This is a genomic window from Streptomyces sp. NPDC085900 (assembly GCF_044540925.1).
GTDB classification, from domain to species: domain Bacteria; phylum Actinomycetota; class Actinomycetes; order Streptomycetales; family Streptomycetaceae; genus Streptomyces; species Streptomyces gilvifuscus.
Window position 1 is genome coordinate 853,819 of sequence record NZ_JBITSP010000001.1, and the last position, 23,246, is coordinate 877,064.

Annotated in this window: 18 protein-coding genes, 1 other RNA gene and 1 pseudogene; 11 read left to right on the forward strand and 9 right to left on the reverse strand. The window is 71.1% G+C overall.

The features are described from left to right. Positions 1 to 2: 2 nt before the first annotated feature. Positions 3 to 629 carry a bifunctional 4-hydroxy-2-oxoglutarate aldolase/2-dehydro-3-deoxy-phosphogluconate aldolase gene (eda, locus tag ACIGDI_RS03835; protein ID WP_399890002.1) on the reverse strand — a complete coding sequence of 209 codons (627 nt, stop codon included), beginning with the start codon at positions 627 to 629 and terminating at the stop codon, positions 3 to 5. A gap of 73 nt (positions 630 to 702) precedes the next feature. After that, positions 703 to 1,485 carry a peroxide stress protein YaaA gene (yaaA, locus tag ACIGDI_RS03840; RefSeq protein WP_399890004.1) on the reverse strand — a complete coding sequence of 261 codons (783 nt, stop codon included), beginning with the start codon at positions 1,483 to 1,485 and terminating at the stop codon, positions 703 to 705. 65 nt (positions 1,486 to 1,550) lie between these two features. Here yaaA and ACIGDI_RS03845 point away from each other — a divergent pair, with 65 nt between their 5' ends. From ACIGDI_RS03845 to ACIGDI_RS03875, 7 genes and pseudogenes are all read left to right on the forward strand, one after another. After that, entirely contained in the window at positions 1,551 to 2,984 is a 1,434-nt protein-coding gene (locus ACIGDI_RS03845) for an RNB domain-containing ribonuclease (RefSeq protein ID WP_399890007.1), read from the forward strand. 77 nt (positions 2,985 to 3,061) lie between these two features. Then, positions 3,062 to 3,658: a Uma2 family endonuclease gene (locus ACIGDI_RS03850; RefSeq protein ID WP_399890010.1), complete on the forward strand. Its 597-nt coding sequence runs from the start codon at positions 3,062 to 3,064 to the stop codon at positions 3,656 to 3,658. 102 nt (positions 3,659 to 3,760) lie between these two features. Further along, a complete protein-coding gene (locus ACIGDI_RS03855) occupies positions 3,761 to 4,522 on the forward strand; it encodes a helix-turn-helix domain-containing protein (RefSeq protein ID WP_399890497.1) in 762 nt (253 codons plus the stop codon). Between the two features lie 85 nt (positions 4,523 to 4,607). Continuing rightward, a pseudogene (locus ACIGDI_RS03860) lies at positions 4,608 to 5,330 on the forward strand (DMT family transporter); the annotation flags it as partial. 112 nt (positions 5,331 to 5,442) lie between these two features. Next, an RNA gene (gene rnpB / locus ACIGDI_RS03865) (RNase P RNA component class A) lies at positions 5,443 to 5,845 on the forward strand. A 271-nt stretch (positions 5,846 to 6,116) separates the two neighbouring features. After that, the gene (locus ACIGDI_RS03870; protein ID WP_399890013.1) at positions 6,117 to 6,245 is read left to right on the forward strand and encodes a hypothetical protein; all 129 of its coding nucleotides are present in this window, start codon (positions 6,117 to 6,119) and stop codon (positions 6,243 to 6,245) included. Between the two features lie 242 nt (positions 6,246 to 6,487). Then, complete coding sequence (locus ACIGDI_RS03875) at positions 6,488 to 7,159, forward strand: SMI1/KNR4 family protein (protein WP_399890016.1); 672 nt, start codon at positions 6,488 to 6,490, stop codon at positions 7,157 to 7,159. 61 nt (positions 7,160 to 7,220) lie between these two features. Here the strand turns inward: ACIGDI_RS03875 and ACIGDI_RS03880 are convergent, their stop codons facing one another. Together ACIGDI_RS03880 and ACIGDI_RS03885 are read right to left on the reverse strand one after the other, a co-directional pair. Further along, the gene (locus ACIGDI_RS03880; protein ID WP_399890018.1) at positions 7,221 to 7,529 is read right to left on the reverse strand and encodes a hypothetical protein; all 309 of its coding nucleotides are present in this window, start codon (positions 7,527 to 7,529) and stop codon (positions 7,221 to 7,223) included. 268 nt (positions 7,530 to 7,797) lie between these two features. Next, on the reverse strand, positions 7,798 to 8,016 hold the full coding sequence (locus ACIGDI_RS03885; RefSeq protein WP_399890021.1) for a DUF2397 family protein: 219 nt from the start codon (positions 8,014 to 8,016) through the stop codon (positions 7,798 to 7,800). A gap of 268 nt (positions 8,017 to 8,284) precedes the next feature. Between ACIGDI_RS03885 and ACIGDI_RS03890 the strand changes: the two genes are divergently transcribed. Continuing rightward, positions 8,285 to 9,979: an SWIM zinc finger domain-containing protein gene (locus ACIGDI_RS03890; protein ID WP_399890024.1), complete on the forward strand. Its 1,695-nt coding sequence runs from the start codon at positions 8,285 to 8,287 to the stop codon at positions 9,977 to 9,979. A 126-nt stretch (positions 9,980 to 10,105) separates the two neighbouring features. On the opposite strand, the gene ACIGDI_RS03895 is transcribed toward ACIGDI_RS03890, so the two are convergent. Further along, positions 10,106 to 11,026 (reverse strand): hypothetical protein, encoded by a 921-nt coding sequence (locus ACIGDI_RS03895; protein WP_399890027.1) that lies wholly within the window; start codon positions 11,024 to 11,026, stop codon positions 10,106 to 10,108. 1,163 nt (positions 11,027 to 12,189) lie between these two features. Here ACIGDI_RS03895 and ACIGDI_RS03900 point away from each other — a divergent pair. Continuing rightward, positions 12,190 to 13,737: a glycosyl hydrolase gene (locus tag ACIGDI_RS03900; RefSeq protein ID WP_399890030.1), complete on the forward strand. Its 1,548-nt coding sequence runs from the start codon at positions 12,190 to 12,192 to the stop codon at positions 13,735 to 13,737. Here ACIGDI_RS03900 and ACIGDI_RS03905 read toward each other — a convergent pair. The 3 genes from ACIGDI_RS03905 to ACIGDI_RS03915 all read right to left on the reverse strand — a co-directional run bounded on the left by ACIGDI_RS03905 (position 13,719) and on the right by ACIGDI_RS03915 (position 18,842). Next, the gene (locus tag ACIGDI_RS03905) at positions 13,719 to 16,721 is read right to left on the reverse strand and encodes an AfsR/SARP family transcriptional regulator (protein ID WP_399890033.1); all 3,003 of its coding nucleotides are present in this window, start codon (positions 16,719 to 16,721) and stop codon (positions 13,719 to 13,721) included. The two genes, ACIGDI_RS03900 and ACIGDI_RS03905, sit on opposite strands and share 19 nt — an antisense overlap. 135 nt (positions 16,722 to 16,856) lie before the next feature. Next, positions 16,857 to 18,242 (reverse strand): hypothetical protein, encoded by a 1,386-nt coding sequence (locus tag ACIGDI_RS03910; RefSeq protein WP_399890035.1) that lies wholly within the window; start codon positions 18,240 to 18,242, stop codon positions 16,857 to 16,859. 114 nt (positions 18,243 to 18,356) lie between these two features. Continuing rightward, positions 18,357 to 18,842, reverse strand: a complete 486-nt coding sequence (locus ACIGDI_RS03915) for a DUF4913 domain-containing protein (protein ID WP_399890038.1) — start codon at positions 18,840 to 18,842, stop codon at positions 18,357 to 18,359. Positions 18,843 to 19,368: 526 nt separating this feature from the next. On the opposite strand from ACIGDI_RS03915, the gene ACIGDI_RS03920 reads away from it, so the two are divergent. After that, a complete protein-coding gene (locus tag ACIGDI_RS03920; RefSeq protein ID WP_399890041.1) occupies positions 19,369 to 20,358 on the forward strand; it encodes a hypothetical protein in 990 nt (329 codons plus the stop codon). Positions 20,359 to 20,425: 67 nt separating this feature from the next. Next, the gene (locus ACIGDI_RS03925; protein ID WP_399890044.1) at positions 20,426 to 22,189 is read left to right on the forward strand and encodes a hypothetical protein; all 1,764 of its coding nucleotides are present in this window, start codon (positions 20,426 to 20,428) and stop codon (positions 22,187 to 22,189) included. A gap of 98 nt (positions 22,190 to 22,287) precedes the next feature. Here the strand turns inward: ACIGDI_RS03925 and ACIGDI_RS03930 are convergent, their stop codons facing one another. Continuing rightward, a complete protein-coding gene (locus ACIGDI_RS03930; protein WP_399890047.1) occupies positions 22,288 to 23,208 on the reverse strand; it encodes an NlpC/P60 family protein in 921 nt (306 codons plus the stop codon). Between the last annotated feature and the right edge of the window lie 38 nt (positions 23,209 to 23,246).

Genomic DNA, 23,246 nt, shown 5'->3' on the forward strand with positions numbered 1-23,246 from the left:
CGTCACACGCTCCGCCGCAGCCCCGCCGCCTCGCGGGCCAGCGCCTCGATCCGTCCCCAGTCACGGGCGGCGACGGCATCCGCCGGGAGCATCCAACTGCCGCCCACGCAGCCGACGTTGGGCAACGCCAGGTAGTCAGGGGCGTCGTCCGGACCGATCCCCCCGGTCGGACAGAACCGGGCCTGCGGCAACGGCCCCGCCAACGACCGCAGATACGCCGTACCGCCCGCCGCCCGCGCCGGGAAGAACTTCATCTCCCGCACCCCGCGTTCGAGCAGCGCCACGACCTCCGACGTGGTCGACACCCCCGGCAGGAACGGCACCCCGGACGCCCGCATCGCCTCCAGCAGTACGTCCGTCCACCCCGGGCTCACCAGAAACCGCGCCCCGGCCGCGACCGACTCCCTCACCTGCTCCGGCGTGATCACGGTCCCGGCTCCGACCACCGCGTCCGGCACCTCGGCGGCGATCGCCCGGATCGCGGCCGGCGCGGCCGGCGTCCGCAACGTCACCTCGACGGCGGGCAGCCCGCCCGCGACGAGCGCCCGCGCGAGCGGTACGGCGTCCGCCGCGTCCTCGATCACGACGACGGGGACGACGGGGGCGAGATCGAGCAACGACGAGAGCATGCCGACATCGTGCCCGCGCCGTGCACCCTGCGCAAAGCACATTGCACATGCTGCAACGCATGCAGGGGTCGGCTCAGTGCACCTCGTCCACCAGCACGTCGAGCATCCACGCCTTCCCGGCGCCCTTCGGAGGCTCGACCTCCACCACGTACCCGAGGTCCCGCAGCGCCTCGACCAGCCCGGCCGGGTCCTTCGGCGCGACCCCGGCCGACAGCAGGCTCCGTACGATCCGCCCCTTCGTCGCCTTGTTGAAGTGGCTGACCACCTTCCGGGTCGGCGCGTGCAGCACCCGCACGCTCGCCGTCCGCCCCGCGACCTCACCCTTCGGCTTCCAGGCGGCCGCGTAGGCGGAGGACCGCAGATCGAGGACGAGCCCGTCACCGGCGGCCTCCGGCAGCACGGTCGCCATGGGCGCACGCCAGTGCGCGCCGAGCGCGCCGAGACCCGGCAGCTTCACGCCCATCGAGCACCGGTAGGAGGGAATCCGGTCGGTCACCCGGACGGCACCCCACAGCCCCGAGAAGACGAGCAGCGACCGGGCGGCCCGCTTCTTCGCGGCCGCGTCGAGGGAGGCGAGGCCGAGGGCGTCGTACAGCACCCCCGTGTAGATCTCCCCGGCGGGCCGCGCCCCGGCGCTCGGCAGCCCGGCGTTCTTCGCGACCTCGCCCCGCAGCCCCTCGCTCAGCCCGAGCACCTCGCGCGCCTTCTCCTCGTCCCCGGCACACAGCTCGACCAGCTCCCCGAGCACGGCCGCACGGGCCTCCGTCAGCCCCGGCAGGGACAGCGACTCCAGCTTCAGCGGGGCGCCACGGCCCGAGGACGCCTTGCCTTCGGAGGGCGGCAGCAGGACAAGCACGGAAGATCTCCTTACGGTTGAGCTCCCGCACAGCGTACGGCGCCCGATCTGCTTACCCTCGCTGTATGCCCCGCCGCCACATCCGCGTGACCGGCGCCCCCGAAGCCCCCCTCCGGGCCGCCCTCACCGCCCTGCGCGCCGAACTCGCCATCCCCGAGCGCTACCCGCCCGAGGCCCTGGCCGAAGCGGAACGCATGTCCACGACCCCCACCCTCCCCACCCTGGATGCCACGGACATCCCCCTCTTCACCATCGACCCGCCCACCTCCACCGACCTCGACCAGGCGATGCACCTCTCCCGCCGGGGCACCGGCTACCGCGTCCGGTACGCCATCGCCGACGTCGCCGCCTTCGTCGTACCCGGCGGCCCCCTGGACGCGGAGACGCACCGGCGGGTGACGACCCTCTACTTCCCGGACGAGAGGATCCCCCTCCACCCCGAGGTGCTCAGCGAGGCCGCCGCGAGCCTGTTGCCGAACGCGACCCGCCCGGCCGCCCTGTGGACCATCGACCTCGACGCGGACGGCCGCACCCTCGCCGTCGACGTCCGCCGCGCCCTCGTCCGCAGCCGCGCCAAGCTCGACTACGCCGCCGTACAGACACAGATCGACGACAAGACGGCCGAGGAACCGCTCGCGCTCCTGAAGGAGATCGGCGAACTGCGGGAACGGCTGGAGGTGGAGCGCGGCGGGATCTCGTTGAACGTGCCCGAACAGGAAATCTCCGAGCGCGACCACACCTACGAACTCTCCTACCGCGCGCCGCTCCCCGCCGACGGCTGGAACGCGCAGCTCTCCCTCCTGACCGGCATGGCGGCGGCCGACCTGATGCTGACGGCGGGCACCGGCATCCTCCGCACCCTCCCCGCCGCCCCCGACGGCGCGGTCGGCCGCCTGCGCCGCACCGCGCTCGCGCTGCACATCGACTGGCCCCACCACGTCTCGTACGCGCAGCTCATCCGCTCCCTGGACCCGCACGACCCGCGCCACGCGGCCTTCCTCCAGGAATGCACGACCCTGCTGCGCGGCGCCGGCTACACCGTCTTCCGCGACGGCGTCCTCCCCGCCATCACCACCCACGCCGCCGTCGCCGCGCCCTACGCCCACTGCACGGCCCCACTGCGCCGCCTGGCCGACCGGTACGCGTCGGAGATCTGCCTCGCGGCGGCGGCAGGCGACCCCCCACCCGACTGGGTGCTCACGGCCCTCGACGCACTGCCCCACGAAATGACCGACGGCAGCCGCCGCGCCGGAACGGTCGAGCGGGAGTGCGTCGACATCGTCGAGGCGGCCCTCCTGGCGGGCCGGGTGGGGGAGGTGTTCGAGGGCTGCGTGGTGGACGTGGAGGACCGCCAACCGACCGCAGGAACGGTCCAGTTGGAGTCCCCGGCGGTCATCGGCCGCATCGAGGGCGAGCACCTGCCCCTGGGCGAACGCCTCCGCGTCCGCCTCACCCAGGCCGACCCGGGAACGGCGAAGGTGCGCTTCGCGCCGGCGTGAGCCGTCGGGTCCAGAACAGGTCCCGTACAGGTGAACTGCCTCGGCGCTGTCCCCAGCCGGGGGAGCGGCCGTGTTGCATGAACGCCATGGCGCCGATCCACCCCATCCACCCCATCGACCCGATCACGCAGGGGCTCTCGCTCGAGTGGTTCGTCGAACTGGACACCCCACAGGGCATCCGGGCGGAGCTCATCGAGGGGGAGGTCGTGGTGACGCCGGTGCCGGACGGGCACCACGAGCACTGCATCAGCAGCATCGTGGGCCAGATCTACGAGCGAACCGCGATCGGGACGCAGTTCTCCGCGAACAAGGGGCTGAAGCTGGGAACCGCGGACGGCTGCCCGCAGGATCACGTGATCCCGGACGGCACCTTCGTGCCGGAATCACTGCGGCCCTACCGCGGAGCCGACCCATGGATGCCCTGCGCGGGAGTCACCATGGTGCTGGAGGTGACGAACCGAAAGCCGGAGATCGACCGGGAGACCAAGCGCCGCTGCTACGCCCGTGCCGGCATCCCTCTCTACCTCCTGGTCGACCGTGAAACCGGGCGGATCAGCGTGTTCAGAGCCCCGGAGTCGGGCGACTACCAGGATCTCCACGCTGTGGCCTTCGGCAGACCCCTCCGCCTCCCCGAACCCTTCGCCTTCGACCTGGAGACCACGGACTTTCTCTGACCCTCCCGGCGTTGCACTCTGTGGACGACGGACAGGGGGCGACGCGTGGAACAGGCACTGTGGACCAGGGCGCGGCTGGGTCGCTGCGGCCCGCAGCTGGACATGCTCACGGCCCGCTTCCGCCGGCACGTCTACGCCCCGCACGCCCACGACGAGTACACGATCGGCGTGTGCGTGGCCGGCTCCGAGGTGATCGACTACCGTGGCGGCCGCATCCGCCCCGGACCCGGCTCCATCGTCGTCCTGGCCCCCGGCGAGATGCACACGGGCGGCCCCGGCAACTCCACCGACGGCTACGCCTACCGGGCCCTGTACGCGGAACCGTCGCTGTTGACGGAAGGCACCCTGGGCGGCCTCCCGCACTTCCACGAGCCGCTGATCGACGACCCCGAACTGGCCGCGGCCTTCCGCCTCACCCACACCGACCTGGGCACCTGCCCCGACCCGCTGGAGGCGGAGTCCCGCCTCCCCTGGCTCTTCACGGCTCTGGCCCGCCGCCACTCCACGGCCCGACCGGTGCCGGACGCGGTCCCCGGCGCGGGCGGCATCGCCCTGGCCGTCCGGGACCGCCTGGCCGACGAACTGCTCGCACCCCCGTCCCTGGCCGACCTCGCGACCGACCTCGGCCTGTCCCGCTACCAGCTCCTACGAGCCTTCCGTACGACGATGGGAGTGCCGCCGTACGCCTGGCTGGCCCAGTACCGGGTGGCCCGGGCACGCGGCTTGCTGGAGTCGGGCCTGCGCCCGGCCGAGGTGGCCGCCCTGGTCGGCTTCGCGGACCAGGCGCACCTGACGCGCTGGTTCCGGCGGGTGCTGGGGGTGACCCCGGCGGCGTACCGCAACAGCGTTCAAGACGACCGTTAGGGGGCGGGCCGAAACTCGCCGTATGACTGCACGCGGCTGGTTCCTGTTCTCCCTGATGGGAGTCGTCTGGGGCATCCCCTACCTGATGATCAAGGTGGCGGTGGACGCCCCGCTGTCCCCTTCCGTGGTCGTCTTCACGCGCTGCGCACTCGGCGCGGTCCTCCTGCTCCCCTTCGCGCTACGACAGGGCGGCCTGGTGAGGACGGTCCGCACCCACTGGCTGCCGATGCTGGCCTTCGCGTGCATAGAGATCATCGGCCCGTGGTTCACGCTGACGGACGCCGAACGCCATCTGTCCAGCTCGACGGCGGGCCTGCTGATCGCGGGCGTCCCGATCGTCGGAGTGGCCCTGGCCCGCTTCTTCGGCGACACGGAGCACCTGGGCGTACGACGGATGACGGGACTGGCGCTGGGCCTGGGAGGAGTCGCGGTGCTCACGGTCCCGCACCTGGCGGGCGGCGACGTGCTCTCCCTGGCCGAGGTGCTGCTGACGGTAGTGGGCTACGCGACGGCCCCGCTGATCGCGGCCCGCTGGTTGAAGGACGTCCCCACACTGCAGCTCATCACCCCCTGCCTGGCGTTGGCGGCGGTCGTGTACGCGGCGCCGGCCGCGGCGACCCGGCCGTCCGAGATGCCGTCGGCATCGGTGCTGGCGGCCCTCGCGGGCCTGGGCGTGATCTGCACGGCGCTGGCCTTCGTGGCGTTCCTGGAGCTGATCAAGGAGGTGGGCCCGACCCGGGCGACGGTCTTCACGTACGTCAACCCGGCGGTGGCGGTCGCGGCGGGAGCGCTGTTGCTGGGCGAGGACCTGACCTGGGGCATCGGGGCGGCGTTCGCGCTGATCCTGGCGGGCTCGGTCCTCGCCACGACGACTGGTCGGACACATCCGACCCGCCCGGTAACATGGTCGACACGGCAGACGAGCCGGGCGGACGGCCGCGTGGAGTCCCCTTGAGGGGCTTCCCGAGGAACGTCCGGGCTCCACAGGGCAGGGTGGTGGCTAACGGCCACCCGAGGCGACTCGCGGGACAGTGCCACAGAAAGCAAACCGCCGGGGGCTTCGGCCCTCGGTAAGGGTGAAACGGTGGTGTAAGAGACCACCAGTGCCCAGGGTGACCTGGGCAGCTAGGTAAACCCCACCCGGAGCAAGGTCAAGAGGGAGCACCCCGGTGCTCCTGCGGGGACGTTCGAGGGCTGCCCGCCCGAGTCCCCGGGTAGACCGCACGAGGCCGGCGGCAACGCCGGCCCTAGATGGATGGCCGTCGCCGAGGGGCCCGCGAGGACCCTTCGGAACAGAACCCGGCGTACAGCCCGACTCGTCTGCCTCTACCCTGCTCTGGGAGGTTATGCCTGATTTGGTTACCCCTTGTGCGTCAACTGCGGCGATTCGATCCCATTGCATTGGACAAGTCGTGCAGCACCGCCTCGGCACGGCCGCGCAGGCCGACCTTCATATCCCGCCCCTCGTCCGCGATGCGCCCGAGCGGCTCGACGGCCCGCCGTCCGGTGGTCAGTAGCACCTCGGCCTACAGCCGCCGCGCGAGGGGACGCGGTGTGCGCACCGGCCAGTAATGCGGGCCTCGATGAGGGTCACATGGCCCATGACCGCATCACATTTGCCGGCATCGAGGCGCCGGTGTCGGACTGGTGCGATGTGCCGGCCTTGCTGGTGACAGCCGCTATCGCGTCCGGATCGCCCTGGCCGATCGAGACGAAATCCTGAGCTTCCCCGGAAGGTGTCTGTGGGAGATGTTCGCTGAGGGCCGTAACCGCTGCCGCCTGACAGAAGACCAGTCGGTGGTCGACCTGCGCGGCGTCTGTGAGGCGGGGGCTCGTTCGAACCAACCCTCTCTGACCGGATGTTGTCCTGATACAGGGCGCCGATTGCGATGCCCGGCGGCATTTTCGGCGGCCGCATGACGCAGGCCACGGTTGCGGGGGCAGGAGCCCCATAGGGTCGCGGGTATGACCGACGACCGACAGCAGGAAGAGGCCGCAGGGGGCGCCTGGGCGAGGATCGAGGCGTGGCTGGGGCAGAACGCCCCACGCTGCTACCGGATGCTTCCGCCACCCGCTCCGGAAGCGGACATCCTCGAGGTCGAGCAGGAACTCGACCTCACCATGCCTCCCGGCCTCAAAGCCTTCTACCGCCTCCGCAACGGCACCGGCCACCCCGCCGACTTCGGCTGGACACCCGAACCCGAAACCGGGCTTCCGCTCCAGGGACAGGGAACAGCCTGGCTGCTGCCGAGGAAGCACGCGATCCCTCCGGTACAGCAGCTGCCGTACTGGGCCGAAGGCCCCCACACCGTCGGTATGCCGGTCGATCCCGCGATGCGGTACCTCGCCTTCGCCGCGACCGACCGCAGTTGCCTGTACGGGCTGTTCACCGACTGCACCCCGGGACCCGGCTACGGACGGATCGGCACCTTCGAGGAGGCCGGCATCCCCACGCTGGGCGTGTGGCCGTCGTTCGCCGACTACCTCATCGAAGTCGCCGACGCCCTGTACGAGAACCGCGGTGTGGAGTACGCGGACGGGCACCAGGACAAGAAGGTGCCCGGTCTCGTCGATCAAGCCCTGGTGTGGGACCGTCCGACGCGTCCGACGGACCCGGACTGGACACGCTTCGCATAGCACTGTGGCCGGAACACCGCGGGGTGCTCCGGCCACAGGACCGTTCGGTCAAAGGGTCAGGTCAACCGACCCTCTTCCACGCGCAGACCGTATCGGCGTTCTTGCAGTGCTCGAAGCCGGGGTTGCTGATGAAGAACCCGTCCTTGTCGAGCAGCCGCATCTGCGGGACGAAGTTGATACCGAGGTTGCGGAAGGCTCCCGTGTTCTGATCCGTCGGCACGGAGGCGCGACCGCACTTCTCGTTCCACTTCGGGCCGGTGTAGCCGTCGCGGTTCTCCGGGAACAGCCCCCACGTGCCGCCGGTCGTCGGCTTGGTGTAGAGCTGTGCGCACTCCTTCCCGGACCCGACCTGGTTCGGCCCCTTCGGCATGCCCCCGCGGCCTCGAGGCCGGCGGTCCGGTCGTCTCGTGTCTGCCGGGCAGCGATCTCGGCCAGGTGCCTGCGCTGCTCGGAGCGGTCCTGCATCCGACGGGTCCTGCCGCGCCGCTCGTAGCTGCCGCTGCGGCGTAATGCGGGCTGATGACCAGGGGTTCGGCCGCCACCCACGGGGTGGACGCGGCCGCCGGCCGGGCCGTGTGCCGGTCGAGGGTGTCGGCGTCGACGGTGAGGTGCCGTGCCGGGTACAACCCGAAGGCCGCTCACCACGGCCGGTACCGTGCCTGGCCGTCCGGGGCCTTGGCGAACCAGCGGGCCAGAACGCGGAAGTCCGCCGAACGATCCGAGCGCCCAGCACGTCGCTCGTTCAACTTCCTTACTACTGCCAGCAGTTGCGGGATCGTCCTCCGAGCGCGCCCGCGCACCAGGCGGGCCTGTGACTTACGGCCGTCCGCCGACATGGACCAGGCGGCCAGCCGCATACCCGGCACGTGCCGGTTGGGAGGGCGTCGACGTCATCGTCGTGCATCCTCCCCGACGAACACCCCGCTTCGGGAATCTTTACTCGAGCTTCACCCATCGTCACGCCTCGGCCCGTCCCTTGCGCACCGCTTGATCAGCGGGCGCCACCGAGCGATGACCTGTCTACGGGCACCGATCCGCACGACGGACCGTCGGCGACCCGCCCAAACACTAGGCTGAGTCAGCCACGCACACCCAACCGCCACGGGGCGGCCGGAGCGGAAGACCATGAACGGCAACCTCACCCAGGCGGCGCTCCTGGCACGGGCCGGGGCCCGTTCCTTCGAGCGTGGCCAGGGATACCTGAACGCGGTGACCGGCGTGGAAGTCGGAGACGGATGGGTCACCGCGACCGTCCACGGCACGGAACGCTACGAGGTCCGGCTCAACCTCGACGACCCACGAGGAGTCAGTGGCGCATGTGACTGCCCCTACGGGCTGGAGGGCAACTTCTGCAAACACCTGGTCGCCCTCGGACTCACCGTCCTCGCCCAGCGCGACAGCCTGCCACGGCAGCGCGAAGCGACCCGACAACGAGTCCAGACCCTCGACACCTGGCTGTCGGGCCTCTCCAAGGACGAGTTGCTCGCTCTGCTGCACGAACAGACCGACCAGGACCGGCAATTGCGCCGCCGCCTGGAGCTGCGCGCCGCGAGCGCCCACGGGGATCTCGCCGCGGTCCGACCCCGCATCCGGGACCTGCTCGACATCGGCCCGTTCGCCCAGTACGGATACGTCGAGTACGCCGATGCCCGCGCCTACGTCACCCAGGCCATGCACGTGACGTCCGCGATCGACGCGCTGACCGAGTCGGGGCGGGCCGACCAGGCGATCACCATGGCGGTGGAAGCCATGCGGCTGCTGGCCGAGGCGGCGGACAGCGTCGACGACTCCGACGGCGGGCTCGGCCAGGTCGGCGAGGCCCTTGCCGACGCTCATCTCAACGCCTGCCGCGCCGCGCGCCCCGCCCCGGAGGAACTCGCGCACTGGCTCGCACAACAGGCCCTCGACGACTTCGATGGCATCACCGACATCGACCCGCTCGACTACGAAGACGTGCTGGGCGACAGGGGCATGGCCGCCTTGCGGAAGCTGGCGATCGAGGCGTGGCGCAGACGGCGCACCGGCTGGGCCGAGAGATCGCTGATGCAGCAGCTGGCCAGGGCGGGCGGCGACATCGACCTGGTGATCGCCGTACACGCGGCCGACCCGACGGCCAACGGCCACACGCATCTGCTCATCGCGCAGGAACTGGACGCCGCAGGACGCCCCGAGGAGGCCGTTGAGTGGGCCGAACGCGGCGTTCGGGACGCGCCGGATCTCGGCGCAGTGGACACCGCCCTCGTCGACTACCTGTCTGAGCACTACCTGCGATCCGCCCGGCTCGCGCAGGCAGTCGCCCTGCGCTGCGCGCACTTCGCCGCCCGGCGCTCTCTGCTGACCTACCAGCAGTTGCGTGCCGTGGCCCGCGCTGCCGAGTGCTGGCAGGACGAACGCCCTCAGGCACTCGCCCTGCTGCGGGAGGAGGCGGCAAGGCCAACCGGGGGCGGGTACGGCGGACCGGTCCTGGTCGATGCTCTGCTCGACGACCAGGACGACCAGGACGACCAGGACGACGAGGTCGCCTGGGAGGCTGCCCGTGACGTCGGCGCCGACGACCGACAGTGGCTCACCCTCGCCGATCGCGTCCGTGCCATCCGTCCCGCCGACGCGCTCGGCGTGTATCTGCGCCTGACCGAGCCGCTCCTCGGACAGACCGGCAACGCGATCTATGAACGGCTCGTCGGCCTGCTGGTGAACATCCGCGACTGCCACCGCCTGCTCGGCACGCAGGAGGACTTCACGGCGTACGTGACCGCCCTGCGCGGCGCTCACGGGCGAAAGCGGAACCTGATGCGCTTGATGGAAGACCACGGTTTGTGAGCCCGATGGCGCTGCGACAGCTCCGCCGCCCTGTCTCCCGGCGCAGCGGCTGGGCGTGGGTGTGCGGCGGAGCTGTCGAGTGTCCTGCGGATGTCCTGCGGAGCCTGCTCTTCCGGCTGGCTGCTTCTACGAGCGGCGTGCGCGGCGGGTCGTGTAGAGCGCGCCCGCGCCGAGGGCGATCACCACTGCCGCGCCGCCGGCTATCAGGCCGACCGGAGCGCTGGAGCCGGTCTCGGCCAGCGGCGGAGTGCTGTCGCTGGGGGAGGGGGCCGGGGTGGTGGGCGGCGTCGACTGCAGCGGGGGAACGTCCGGAGTGGTCGGCGGCGTGGTGGCCGAGGACGGCTTCGTCGGGGTGGCCGGCGGCGTCGTCTCGTCGGTGGGCGGCTGGCTCGCGGGAGGCGTGCTCGGGGTGGCCGGGGTCGACTCCGACGGCGTGGGCGAGCTGGGCTTGTCCGGGGTGCAGGGCTTGTCGCCGCCGTTCCACGCGGCGATGAGGTGGTACGGGGTGACGATGTTGTCGGGCTGGTACGGGGCCGGGCCGTGCCCGTCCCCCGACTTGCCGTCGTAGATGACGTCGTCGCCGTACAGGTCGATCTGCCCGTAACAGTCGGGCGTCTTCACCGCCAGCTTCTGCCAGGTGTGCTTGCTGTCGCCGCTGTTGTCGGCGACGTCGGCGGCCGTGAGGTACACCGTCGCGTGGTCGACCAGGGTCTGGTGGCCGGAGGTGTACCAGTTGGAGCCCTCGGTGGTGTACTCGGCCAGCGAGACCGGGTACTTGCAGCCGTCCCCGACGCTCTGCCCGGGCGCCAGCCGCACCTCTACGGTGCCGGGGACGGTGGTCCACTGGTGGAAGCCACCCTGCGAGGTCCAGTCGTCGCCGACCGGGTTTCCGTCGGCGTCGACGATGCGGTACTGCACCGTGGCGGACTGGCAGTCGCCTGCCGTCGTGGCGCTCGCGGCGGTTGCCCCGAGCAAGGGAGTGGCGGCGGCGAGGAAAGCGGTTGCGGCAAGGGCGACCGAGGTTCTGGAGCGGGGAGAGCGCGTCAAGATCTGCCTCTGTGGAATCAGGGGTGTGGGAGGTGAGTGGGCGCGCGGCCGGCGGGCACGAAGACGAGGAGTTCGTGGCCGGGCCACTCGCGTCACTTTGCTCACTTCAGACACAGTGAGTGAGCCGGATTCTCGCCGGTTCTCACAGCTCCCGTCAATCTTTCAACCACCGTCAACTGCCGATTGGAGGCGATTGGTTGGTTTGTGTTGCGAGACGATGCCGAGCCCGGCCGCGAAGTGTTCGCCGGCCCATGCGGTTACGGGCTCGTCCGCCTCAGATCTTTGTCTTCTTACGCCCCGCATTCGTCATCCGGGACTGGCAGAACCACCGGGCGAGCGCACCCACGAGGAGGGCCACCAGGACGGCTCCCCAGTCGATGACGTGGGGTAGTCCGGGGAAGAAGGCAAAGACGTGTCGACGAGGCCCGCGAGGAATGCGGCGATCCCGGCTCGCCGCCTGCGTGTCTTCCACGCCTCGTCCGGCGCGTTCCTCTGCTTCTGCTCGACCATGAAGGACTCACTTCGTGATGTGGTGGCACTGGCTCACGCGGCGCACTCCGTTGACGTAGAGGTGGGCGCCCGCCTTGCCATAACAAGGCAGCGTCTGGGGTGCGTTGCTCCGCATCGGGTCGATCTTGCATTCGTGATTCCCTGCGATCGAGTGACGATGGCGAAAGGGTGCTGACCTGCGGAAACGTTCCTGATCTACGGTCTCGGCTCCAGCCGATCCACATGCCGCTTGAACCTCCGGCCGCCTCCGCCCCGTTGTGCGGGCACGACCGGCGATGTCGGGTCGTCGTCGAAGCCGGGAGGTCGCGCTCGTGTTCACGTCGCCCGTTCCGCCAACGGAGATGCCCTCCTCGGCCTACCGCCCTCGCCTCGGTCCTCATGGGTTGTTGTGTCGACGTAGGAACGTGCCCGGCGCTGACGGGGGTTCGGGTCGGGAGGCAGCGGCCGCGGCACCTCGCATCCCGGCCCCGGAGCCTCCGCGTTCTCCTCTGCCGGCCGCTCTTCTGCCTCTACCGGAAGGATTCGAGCTGAACCGTCCACCCTCCGCATCCGTCGTGCCTCTGCAGGCGGCGTCCGATCGTCTGCGATCCGGCGCTGGCGCGATCTGAGAGGCATGGTTTATGCGTTTTGTGCGCAGACGCTCAATTCTGTTGGTGCTGTTACTGGTTGTCGTCGGGGCGACGGCTGCCACCGCTGTCGGCCTCAGCGGGCGGCATTCCGACGCCGCCCGTCTTCACGGCGCGCCGGCCGCCGACGTGGGGAACACGGAGCACACCATCACCCTGCAGAACAGGACCGACAGTCGTATCTGGGTGGGGAGCAATGTCAACGCTGACGGTTCGCCCGCGTTGACCGGGCTGCCCGTTCTCGACCCGGGGCAGTCCGCCACCCTCACCGTCCCCGAGCGGGAGGGCGCCGGGCACTGGCGCGGTACCTTCTTCGCCCGGCAGGGGTGCTCCGGGGACGACGGCAGCACCTTCCACTGCGCGGTCGGGGACTGCGGGCCGTATGTGGATCATTGTTCTACCGGGCAACAGCCCACCAGTCTGGCCGAGTTCAACTTCGATCCCAGTGACTCCCTCGCGCCCTGGTACGACGTCAGTTACGTCGACGCCGTCTCCGCCGCTGTCACCATCACCCCGAACGACATGACCCCGCCCGAGACGGGGGAGTGCGCGGCGGCCGGCTGTGCCGTCGATCTGCTGTCCGCATGTCCGGCCGAGGATCTGGTCAAGGACCAGGCGTCAGGGAAGTCGTTGGTGTGCGTCAATCCCGATCGGGACGCCAAGACCTCCTACAGCGACTTCATCAACCAGAAGTGCCCCACCGCGTACGCCTGGTCGAAGCAGGACGCGGAGCCCGGGAACCGGACCATGTACCAGTGCACCAAGTGCAGCGGTATGACCGTCACCTTCAACGGAGCGGGTGGTACCAGTACTTCCGATCCCGGTACCACCACGAACCAGCCGGCCGCCTCCACCCGCAAGGGCGTCAGCCTCAACCCCGTCGACGGTGCCTCCCAGGCGCTCGCCGACTCCGGCGCCTCCTGGTACTTCAACTGGGCCTCGTCCACCGGCAGTGTCACCAAGCCCGACGGCGTCGAGTACGTCCCCATGATCTGGGGCCCCGGCTCCGTCACCGACGAGCAGCTCGGCAGTGCCAAGAGCGAGGGCAGTGAGCTGCTCGGTTTCAACGAGCCCGACTCCGGCTCGCAGGCCAACATGACAGTGGAGCAGGCACTGGATCTGTGGCCCCGGCTGCAGAGCACCGGCATGCGCCTGGGCGCCCCCGCGGTCGCCTTCGGCGCCGACACACCCGGCGGCTGGCTGGACCGCTTCATGCAGGGAGCCGAACAGCGCGGCCTGCGCGTCGACTTCATCCCCCTGCACTGGTACGGCGCCGACTTCAGCCCCGACGCGGCCAACCAGCTCAGCCAGTACATCCAGCGCGTCCACGACCGCTACCACAAGCCGATCTGGCTGACCGAGTACGGCCTGATCGACTTCTCGCAGGCCACCCCCCGTTACCCCAGCCAGCAGGAGGAGGCCGACTTCATCAACTCCTCCACGCGGATGCTGGACGGCCTGGACTACGTCGAGCGCTACGCCTGGTTCACCCTGTCCACCACGACCAGCCCGACCGGCCTGTACGACGGTGCGACCGCGAACTCCGCCGGTCGGGCCTACCGCGAGGCCAACTGAAGGGAGTGCAGCTTCTCCTGGATCTTCGCGGCGTCCGGATGGTCGAACTCCGCGAAGATCCCCAGGGCCTGACGCCAGCTGCCGTCGGCCGCCTCCTGTTCGCCGGCGGCCAGTTGGACGTCTCCGAGGTGACCCAGGGTGTGGCCCTCTCCCCACCGGTTGCCGATGTCACGGTGGGCGTCGAGCGCCTGCCGGTAGTAGGCGACCGCGCGCTCACGCGCCCCCAGCCGGTGGTGGACCGTGCCGAGTACGTCGAGGGCGACCCCCTCGACCCAGCGGTTGCCGCTCTCGCGCAGAACGGTCAGGGCCTGCTCCAGGCAGTCGACGGCCTCGTCGAAGCGGCCGAGCTGCTGATAGGCGTCTCCCAGGTTGCTCAGCGCGATGCCTTCGCCCCAGATGTTGCCCACAGCCCGGTCCAGGGCCAGACCCCGGCGGCTGTACTCGACGGCCTTGTCCAGCCGGCCGGTGTGCAGGTAGGCGTCGCCCAGGTTGCCCACGGCGCGCAGTCTGCCGTCCATGTCGCCGAGTTCCCGGCAGACGACGATCGAACGGTGGAAGAGCTCGATGGCCTCGTCGAAGCGCTCGTTGCTGCGCAGCGCCGCGGCCGCGTCCGCGAGCGCCTGCGCCTCGCCCCGGCTGTCCTGCGCCGCCCGAGCCGCGGACAGGCCCGTGCGGGTGGTGTCGAGCCAGTCGCCCAGATGGCTGCGGAGGTAGAAGAACCCCCACAGGACGGCGGGCAGTTGCCAGGCGATGCTCGGCTGCCCGGAGTCGGCCGCCTGGTGCACCGCGCCGACCAGGTTGGACCGTTCCGTCTCGCACCAGTCCACGGCCTGGTCGAGGGTCGTGAACGACAGCTGTCGGCAGGAGGCCGGCGGCGGGTCCAGGGGGATCGGGTTGCGGTTCGGCGTGATCAGGGGATAGGCCGCGGCCGCCGTGTGCAGATACCAGGACAGCATCCGCTCCACCGCCAGGTCCCGGTCCCGCGGCGTCTCCTCGGCGCGGACGCGCTCGGCGGCGTACACGCGCAGCAGGTCGTGCAGGGTGTACCGGCCGGGGAAGTACTCCGTGAGCAGGTGGGCCCGGGTCAGCTCGACGAGCAGGCCGCGGGTCTCGCGCGGGGTGAGCCCGGCGAGCGCGGCCGCCGCGGGTGAGGACAGGTCCGGGCCGGCGTGCAGGCCCAGCAGCCGGAACAGCCGTGCGGCCGGCGCGGACAGGGCCTCGTACGACAGGGAGAACACCGTTCGTACGTCGATGGTGATGTCGTCGCCCGCGAACGCGTCGAGGCTGTCGTCGCTGTCCCGCAGCTCCTCCGCGATGGCGCTGAGCGGGAAGTCGGGGTGGGTGGCGGCGCGGGCGGCGACCACGGCGAGGGCCAGCGGCAGCAGGGCGCAGCGCGAGATGATCTCGTCCACCGCCCCGGGTTCCCTCTCCAGGCGTGCGGCGCCGAGCCGGCGTGCCAGGAACTCGTGTGCCTCGGCGGGCGTCAGCTGGTTCAGCGTCAGCGGGTGCGCTCCCTCACCGGCGACCAGGCCGGTGAGCTGGTTGCGGCTGGTGACGATGACGAAGCAGCCGGGGGAGCCGGGCAGCAGCGGACGGACCTGTTCGGCGTCGCGGGCGTTGTCGAGCAGGATCAGCACCCGCCGCTCGGCGAGCACGCTGCGGTAGAGAGCCGTCTGCGCCTCCAGGCCGGCGGGCAGCCGCTGCGGGGGGACGCCCAGGGCGTCCAGCAGGACGCGGATGGCCTCGTGCGAGCTCATCACCGAGCCGGTCGGGTCGAAACCGCGCAGGTTGACGCAGAGTTGTCCGTCGGGGAAGCGGTCGGCGACCCGGTGCGCCAGGTGCACGGCCAAGGTCGTCTTGCCGACGCCTGCCATGCCCCCGATCGCGCTGATGACGAGGGTGGCGGGAGCGCTGCCGTCCAGCGGCAACATGCCGAGTGTCGCCTTCAGTTCGGCCTCGCGGCCGGTGAAGGTGGGCAGGTCGGCCGGGAGTTGGGCGAGACGCGGGGCGTACGGGGGGCGGCGGGCGGGAGTCTCCGCCTGCGGGGTGGCGGCGGGTGCGGCGGATGGGGTGGATGGGGTGGTCAGGGCGGCCGGGGTGGTCGGGGTGGCCGACGGCTGCGTCTCATCGCGCTGCGGGGTGCCGGAGGCCCCTGTCGGCTGCGGGGAAGAGCCGGACGGCGGAGCCGTCTGTGGGGAGTCACTGTCGGCCGGAGTCGACCACGACGAAGCACCGGCCGTCAGGCTCGCGTCGGTCGCCAGGATGCGGGCGTGCAGGTCCCGCAGGGGGGCGCCGGGTTCGATGCCCAGTTCGGTCACCAGGGTGGCGCGGGTCCTGCGGTACGCGGCGAGTGCCTCGGCCTGCCTCCCGGACCGGTACAGGGCCAGCATGAGCAGCCGGCACAGCTCCTCCCGCAGCGGGTGCTCACCGGTCAGCGACAGCAGCTCGGCGATCACCTGGCCGTGGCGGCCGAGCCGGACGTCGAGGTCCAGCCGGGTCTCCAGCGCGCCAAGCCGCTCCTCGGCCAGCCGGGCCCGCTCCGACTCGGCCAGCGGGCCGGGCAGGCCGGCCAGTGCAGCGCCAGGCCACCCGTCGAGGGCGTCGTGCAGCAGCTGCGCGGCCGTGGACTCCTCGCCCGCGGCGGACGCCTTCGCCGCGTCCGCCGTACGGCGTTCGAACACGGCCAGATCCAGGGCCTGTTCCGGGACGCGGGCCCGGTAGCCGTCGCCGACCGAGACGATCGTCCGGGGCGGGTCCTCCGGGCCGCGGCCGGGCTCCAGCACCTTGCGCAGCCGCGAGACATAGGTGCGCAGGACGGACACGGCGGCCGCCGGCGGCTTGACACCCCAGACGGCGTCCACGAGTTCGGCGAGCGAGACAGGGTGCCCACGCCGCAGGAGCAGCGCGGCCAGCACGGCCCGCTGCTGCGGAGAACCGAGATCCAGCTCCCGGTCCGCGTGCCAGGCCCGGACGGGTCCCAGCACGGAGAAACGTAAGTCAGTCGAGTTCGCTGCGTTCACCTTGCGGACTCTAGTGACACTTCATGTGCTCGATGTTGCTCGGGTGTTGAACTGTTTCCTTACGGCGACTGTCGCGCTACGTCCGTTCCGTGACAAGGCTCACACGGTGAACTTGACCGCCTCCAGCCACACGTCGTTGGTGAGGGTGCCGCCGAAGACGTACTCGGGCCGCGGTCCGACGCAACCCCACTGTCCCCAGTTGGAGTTGTGGACATGGGCGGACTGGCAGACCTGGCCGCCGCTGCCGATGTTGATGGCGAACCCGAGCATGTTCGGGGCGCTCTTCTTCGCATGGCCGATGTAGATGTCCTTGCCGTCGGAGGTGTTGGCCGTCCAGTGCGGCATCCACACGCCCTTGCCGTCGGTGGAACCGGGTTTGTGGACGAAGGCGTTGGCGGCCGTGCCGCCGGTTCCGCGTACGGCGATGTTGAGGGCCTTGATCGGCCGGTTCTGACCCGTCGTACCGGCCACCGTTCCGTCGCACACGGGCTTCTGCCAGCCCTGCCCGGACACGTACGCGCGGTAGCAGATGTGCCGTCCGGGATCGTTCCTGGCGAGCCGGTTCACGGCGGTGGCGGCGGTGTCCGCGGCGGGCTTGGCGGTCACGGTCGCCGTCGCCGCCGGGGGCCGTACGGTCACCGTGGTGGTCACGCCCGTGGCGCCGTCGGTGTGCTTCTTGCCCTTCGACCCGCGTTTGCCCTTTCCCGTCGGCGAGGTGCTGGGCGACGGGGACAGGCTGGGCGACACGGAGACGGTCGGCGTCGGCCTCGACTTCGGGCCGTGGCTCGACGGCGCCTTGCTCAACTCGTCGCTGGCACCGGCGGCCTTGTTCTGCCCGCCGCCCGACCCTCCACTGCCCAGCAGCACCAGCGGTACGACGACCAGGGCGGCCACCCCGAGCGCCACCGGCCCGACGACCAGGGGGCGGTGGAGCAGGCCGGACACCCGGTACTCGTCGTCGGACTGGCGGGAGGCGTTGCCGGCCTCGGACTTGGGGCGGCGCAGCAGGTGGCCGGGTACGGGCGGCACGCTTGACGGCTGCCGCAGCGCGTACGGCCCGTCGTCGTCCATGTCGGCCAAATCGTCCGTGTCGTTCGTGCCGTTCGCGTCGGCCAAGTCGTCCGGTTCCGAGGCGGCGCCCGGAAGGGGCTTCGTCTCGGGCGTCCCGCCGTAGGCCGCCGCGTTCGCCCGTTCGACCGGTACGGTCCGCCCCACCTCGTCCGCGGACACTTCGTGCGGCCGTTCCACCAGCCTGCTCGAACCGTCGGGAGCGACCTCGACGTAGGTCACCTGCTCCACGGCGGGATCCGAAATCGCCGCCGTGACCGTGGCGTTGCGGTCGCTCGCGTACCCGTGCAGGGCGTCGAGGATCGCCGAGTCGACGGACTCCCCGTCCGCGACCCGCACGGGCACCCCGTCGATGGCGGCGGAGCCGTCCGCGGCGATGACGACCGAGAAGTGTTGCGTCTCTTCGTCCCGGCTCATGCCCTTCCCTTCTTGGCGGTCTGGCTGCGAGGTACAACGGGCCGCATGCGGGTGCGGTTCAAACTCCGGCCCGGCAAAGGAGATTCAGCCCGCAGACCGGCGCGGGCGGGCACGTCAGGCCGCCCCCGGCGGCGGGCCGAACGGATCCATGGCATCGACGGGCGGTGTCTGCTTCGCCCGGTGTCCGCCGGTCTTGCACCCCGCGAACGGGCCCTGCGGATCCCGGAGCGAGGCCATCACGGGACCGAGGTAGTCCCGGTGCCAGGAGGCCGGTCCGGTCATTCCGCCGTCCGGGCCGGTGAGTTCTCCCCAGGCCAGCCACAGGCCGTGCAGTTGGGCCACGGCCTCGTGGTGTTCCCACCAACGGCCGCACCAGGGGGAGTTGGAGGTGACCTCCCTGCCGTAGACGGGGAGCAGCACGTTGTGCACCCAGAGGGTGAGACGACGCAGCGTCTGCCCGTACTCGGCGCCCTGCAGATACAGGATGAACTGTGGTGGGGCGGGCGGCTGTGGCTGGACAGCGGCCCGGTCCGGCTCCGTACCGAGGTCTTCCGCGACGGCGGGGGACTCGGCGGGGGCCTCGGACGTCTGAGTGGTCATGGCGGGCGCCCTTCTTCGGGTCTGGGACTCAGCCGTGGTGAGGACGAAACGTGCGCGCACCGGCCGCGGTTCAAGGCCGCGGGATTGAACCACTCGCCCACGCGGCCCGTTGTGCCACTCATCGGCATCTCCGGCCCATGAGAGGGGCGCCATGTCCGACCTCAGCCCGAGTCCGCGGGAGGGCAGCCGGTCGGCGCCCCCGTCCGTCGATGCCGACGGGTTGTCCGACGCCCTGTTCAGGCTGGAGCACCCGTCCCGTGCCCGGCGGGCGTGGGACCGATCGCGGCGCGTGGTCTCCGACGGGATGCAGAGTCTTTTGCGGTTGCTGCGGCGCGTGTTCAACCGTAGATCCGCCGGAGGAGGAGGCGGAGGGGGAGGGTACGAACCTTCGCCCGGCCCCGCGGGGGCGGGATGGCAGCAGGCACCCGACGCGCCGGCCGCGGCCGGATGGGAGCGGGCTTCCGCCCAGGGCCCGGGCCTGCAACCGGCTCCGGGTCCGGGTCCGCAGAGATCGGCGGGCAGGGAGATGTCGCCGCTGGACCAGCTCGTGCAGCTGATCGGTGAGCTGCCGAGACAGCAACGCCACGCCTTCGAGGACGCGGTCCTGAACAAGGTCAGGACCGAGGGCAAGTGGCGCCGGGCCTACGACCGGGATCTCGAAAGGGGCCGGGACTCGTTCCTGGTCCGGTTCGCCAACAACGCGTACCGCAGGGAGGTGGCCCCGGCCGACCGGCAGGACGCGGCGCGAAGGAGCGAGGCGGCCGTCCGGGAACAGCTCCCCGCGTACACCGCGCCAGCGAGTACGGCACCTGTGCCGCGGCCGGCGTTCGTGGAGTCGCCGGGCCGTGGCCACTGGGACGCGACTGTCGCGGAGACCCACCTGGCGTCGGCCCGGAGCCTGGCCGAGGCCGGCAGCACGACGTCCGCCCTTCCGCAGCGGCATCAGGACGCGATGCCCACGCCCGAGGAGTTACGGGCGGCGCCCGACGAGACAGGGGCGCAGTCCACGCCGTCGGAGTCGGCTCAGTCGGAGTCCTCGCTCTCGGCTCCGCCGCCCGTGTCACCCCTGCTGCCGCCCGTGACACCCCTGACCCCGGCTCAGCTCGGAGCGCAGTACTTCGGCAGCGAGGAGTCCTCGCTCTCGACTCCGCCGCCCGTCCCACCCCTGCTGTCTCCGGTGACACCCCTGACTCCGGTCCAGCTCGGAGCGCAGTACTTCGGCAGCGAGGCGTCCCTGCTCGAAGGCGGTGCCACGGTCCCCGCCCCGGCGACGGGCACGCCCCTGCACGGCAACTCGCTCCCCGCCCCGGCGACGGGCACGCCACCGCGCGACAACTCGCTCCCCGCCCCCGCGATGGCCACACCGCCGCCCGACAACCCGCTCGGGGCCCAGGCCACGCTCCAGCGGCCGCGCACGCCGGGCGCGAACCAGCGTCCCGCTCAGACACAGACCCCCTCGCGGTCCGTGCCCGCGGCGGGCAATGCCGCCCGGCCCGCGACGCGGCGCAGAGGGTGACGATCCCTGACAGGGCGGTGGCGCGGGAGTAGCCGCGCACACCCCATACGGCAAGGAGGAACCGCAAATGGCTTGGGACGAGAGGAAATTCAACCGCGACGTCCAGACCGGCTGGGACCGGATCGACAGGTGGAGTTCGGTGCTGGGCACTCCCGAGGTCCGGCAGGCCTACATCGCTTTCACGGACGTGATGAGGCAGGAAGGCCAGTGGATCCAAGCGGGATACAACCCGACGAACTCGGGCTGGGAAAGGCGTCCGGAAGCGGTCGCCGCGCGCCAGGACCTCATGGACGCGTTCAGGGCGGTGAACGCCCTGCACGTCCCCGCCCAGTGGGCGACGGAGCACCGTGGCGCCCCCGACAGCGAAAGCCTGGCGCAGGCGCGGCAGGACGTGGCGGCACAGTCCGTCCAGAACACGGCCTTCTGGGTGAAGTCCACGTCCCGCCCGGCGGAGGAGCTGGGCAACACCCTGGAAGCGGGGAGCGCGGCCGGCGTGCTCGACCAGCTCACCTTCGGTTTCGGCCGTACGACGCCGTCTCCCTCGCTGTGGGAGATGTGGAACGAGTTGTCGCCGCAGTTCGCGTCGGACGCGCGGGGCACTGTGGAGGCCACGGTGTTCGAAGGGCTGCCGGAGAACTGCGTCCTGAGGGACAAGGAGTGGCCGGAGCTCAAGAAGCTGATCGAGCAGGGGCAGGTCGACCATCTGCACGTCAACGTCATCCGCAGGAACTCCGACACGGGGCTGCTGGAGCAGGTCGGTCACTACGACGTACGGACCCAGCAGGAGTTCGACCACCTGCCCCAGGTGACCCGGACCGACTCCTATGTCGCGAGGCAGCAGCGTGAGTTCGTCACGCAGAACATCGCACGCTCGATAGAACGCAACCGCGCGGGTGTGCAGACCACCCTCGACGACTTCCGTCGCAGGTGGTCCGGGTCAGGCCAGGACGTCGAGTTCGTCCTGTCCCACCCGGACGGACCCGGGCCCGACCTCACGGAGAGCCCCGCGAACCTCTCCAGGGTGCAGACCAACACCTCGGGGCAGCGGCAGGCGTCGTCGTCTCAGCGCAGGGGCTCCCAGGAATCGCTGATGGCCAAGCTGGAGGCGCTGGAGTCCGAACAGCAGCGAAGGGGGAGTGACGCCACCTCCATCTTCCCCGTTCGCCGGGAGTCCTCGGCGAGCCTCGGCTCCATGCCGGCCATGTCCAGGGTGGGGTCCTACGCGGCCGGCCCGTCCTCCGCGGCCGACCAACCCGGTTCGGCGTTCCCCAGGAGCACGCCCTTCAACTGGCCCGCCCAGACTGCGACTTCCTCGAGCTACAGCGTGAACCCGGACGCGTACGCCCAGTCGGTCGCCGCGTATCAGCCCGGGGGAAGCAGTTACTCCGTGGCCGTACCGACGACCCTTCCGATGATCAGCGAGTCCCTGCCCGCCGCCAACGTCTCGGCGCTCACCGATGCCATGGGGTCGGTCGACCTCTCGTCGGGCGGCTATCCGTTCCCCTCGGTCGGCGCATCCGGCTACCCCGCCCCGCCGGTCGCGAACGCCGGCAGTTTCAGCTCCCCGCCCCGCCGGAGCGATTCGACTCCGAGTACGCGTTCGGCCGGGTCCTTCGAAGGGGGCGGCGAGCTGACGCGGGTCCGGGCGCACACCGGCGACTCGCCCGAGCGCACGCCCGAAACGAGTTCGTCGGCCCCCCGCGCCGCGTCCTCCCGCGGTGAATCGTCCAGGGGCGAGTCCTCGAGCGACAGGAACAGGAAGGGCAAGAAGCAGCCCTCCTCGCTACTCCAGTACCTCGCGGGCGGGAAGCCGCCGAAGAAGGGCAGGTAGAGGCGGCCCGGGGGTAGGACCTGCGGGCATACACGCGGCGCTCCCGGCCGGACGCGAGTGGTCCGGCCGGGAGCGCCGCGTCATGCTCGGCCGGACGCTCAGCCGGCGTCCGGCCGCACCACCCCCAGGATCTCCATCGACCCCGCCGGCGACACATACACCCACCGCCCCGGACGCGGCGCTGAGATGATCTTGCCGTCGCCGATGTACAGGGCGACGTGGCTGGCGTCGGAGAAGTAGATGATGAGGTCGCCGGGCCGCATCCGGGAGACGGGGACGTGGGGCAGCCGGGCCCACTGCTCCTCGGAGGTGCGGGGGATGACCACGCCCGCGTGCAGCCAGGCCTGGGAGGTCAGGCCGGAGCAGTCGAAGGAGTCGGGGCCCTCGGCGCCCCAGACGTACGGCTTGCCCAGTTGCTTCGTCGCGTAGGCGATGGCCTTCCGGGCGGCCGGGGTCGCCTTCGTGGATGCCTTGTCGAGTACGCCGGTGTCCTCCCACTTCGCCTGCGCCTTGTCCTGGGCCTGCTTCTCCATCTCGGCGAGCTTGCGCAGTTGCTCGGACCGCAGCTGCGACTCCAGGGCGCGGGCGGTCGCGATGCGCTTCTCGATCTTGTCGCGGTTGTCGTCCATCGCGCGACGGCTCGCCCGCAGGTCCCCCAGCACGGCCCTGGCCTCGTCCGTACGCGTGCGCAGTTCCCTGCGGGTCGCCTCCAGCGCCGTCAGCCGGTCCTGCGTGCCCTGCTGTGCCCGCTGGGCCAACGCGGCGTCGTCCAGCGCGTGTTCGGGGTCGCGGGCCAGCGCGAACTGCATCTCGGCCGGCAGCCCGCCGCCACGGTACTGGGCGCGGGCCGCGGCCCCGAGCAGCGCCTTCAGCCGCGTCTCCTGCTGTTCGGCCTGCTTCACCCGGCCCTTGAGCGTGTCGACCTTCTTCCGCTGGGCGGTGGCCTTCTCGTCGGCGGCGTTGTACTTCTCGGTGGCCACCTCCGCCTGGTGGTACAGGTCGTCGAGCCGTGCGCGCACCTCATCGAGGGCGGCATCTGCTCGCGCCGTCGTTCGGC

Bases quoted from the DNA above. Each gene is read 5' to 3' on its own strand.
- ACIGDI_RS03920 (WP_399890041.1), top strand. From the start codon at position 19,369: ATGTCGCCGCTGGACCAGCTCGTGCAGCTGATCGGTGAGCTGCCGAGA.
- ACIGDI_RS03850 (WP_399890010.1), top strand. From the start codon at position 3,062: ATGAACGCCATGGCGCCGATCCACCCCATCCACCCCATCGACCCGATC.
- ACIGDI_RS03870 (WP_399890013.1), top strand. From the start codon at position 6,117: ATGGCCCATGACCGCATCACATTTGCCGGCATCGAGGCGCCGGTGTCG.
- ACIGDI_RS03855 (WP_399890497.1), top strand. From the start codon at position 3,761: ATGCTCACGGCCCGCTTCCGCCGGCACGTCTACGCCCCGCACGCCCAC.
- ACIGDI_RS03925 (WP_399890044.1), top strand. From the start codon at position 20,426: ATGGCTTGGGACGAGAGGAAATTCAACCGCGACGTCCAGACCGGCTGG.
- ACIGDI_RS03885 (WP_399890021.1), bottom strand. From the start codon at position 8,016: ATGCGGCTGGCCGCCTGGTCCATGTCGGCGGACGGCCGTAAGTCACAG.
- ACIGDI_RS03880 (WP_399890018.1), bottom strand. From the start codon at position 7,529: ATGCCGAAGGGGCCGAACCAGGTCGGGTCCGGGAAGGAGTGCGCACAG.
- ACIGDI_RS03845 (WP_399890007.1), top strand. From the start codon at position 1,551: ATGCCCCGCCGCCACATCCGCGTGACCGGCGCCCCCGAAGCCCCCCTC.
- ACIGDI_RS03915 (WP_399890038.1), bottom strand. From the start codon at position 18,842: ATGACCACTCAGACGTCCGAGGCCCCCGCCGAGTCCCCCGCCGTCGCG.
- eda (WP_399890002.1), bottom strand. From the start codon at position 629: ATGCTCTCGTCGTTGCTCGATCTCGCCCCCGTCGTCCCCGTCGTCGTG.
- ACIGDI_RS03910 (WP_399890035.1), bottom strand. From the start codon at position 18,242: ATGAGCCGGGACGAAGAGACGCAACACTTCTCGGTCGTCATCGCCGCG.
- ACIGDI_RS03890 (WP_399890024.1), top strand. From the start codon at position 8,285: ATGAACGGCAACCTCACCCAGGCGGCGCTCCTGGCACGGGCCGGGGCC.
- ACIGDI_RS03875 (WP_399890016.1), top strand. From the start codon at position 6,488: ATGACCGACGACCGACAGCAGGAAGAGGCCGCAGGGGGCGCCTGGGCG.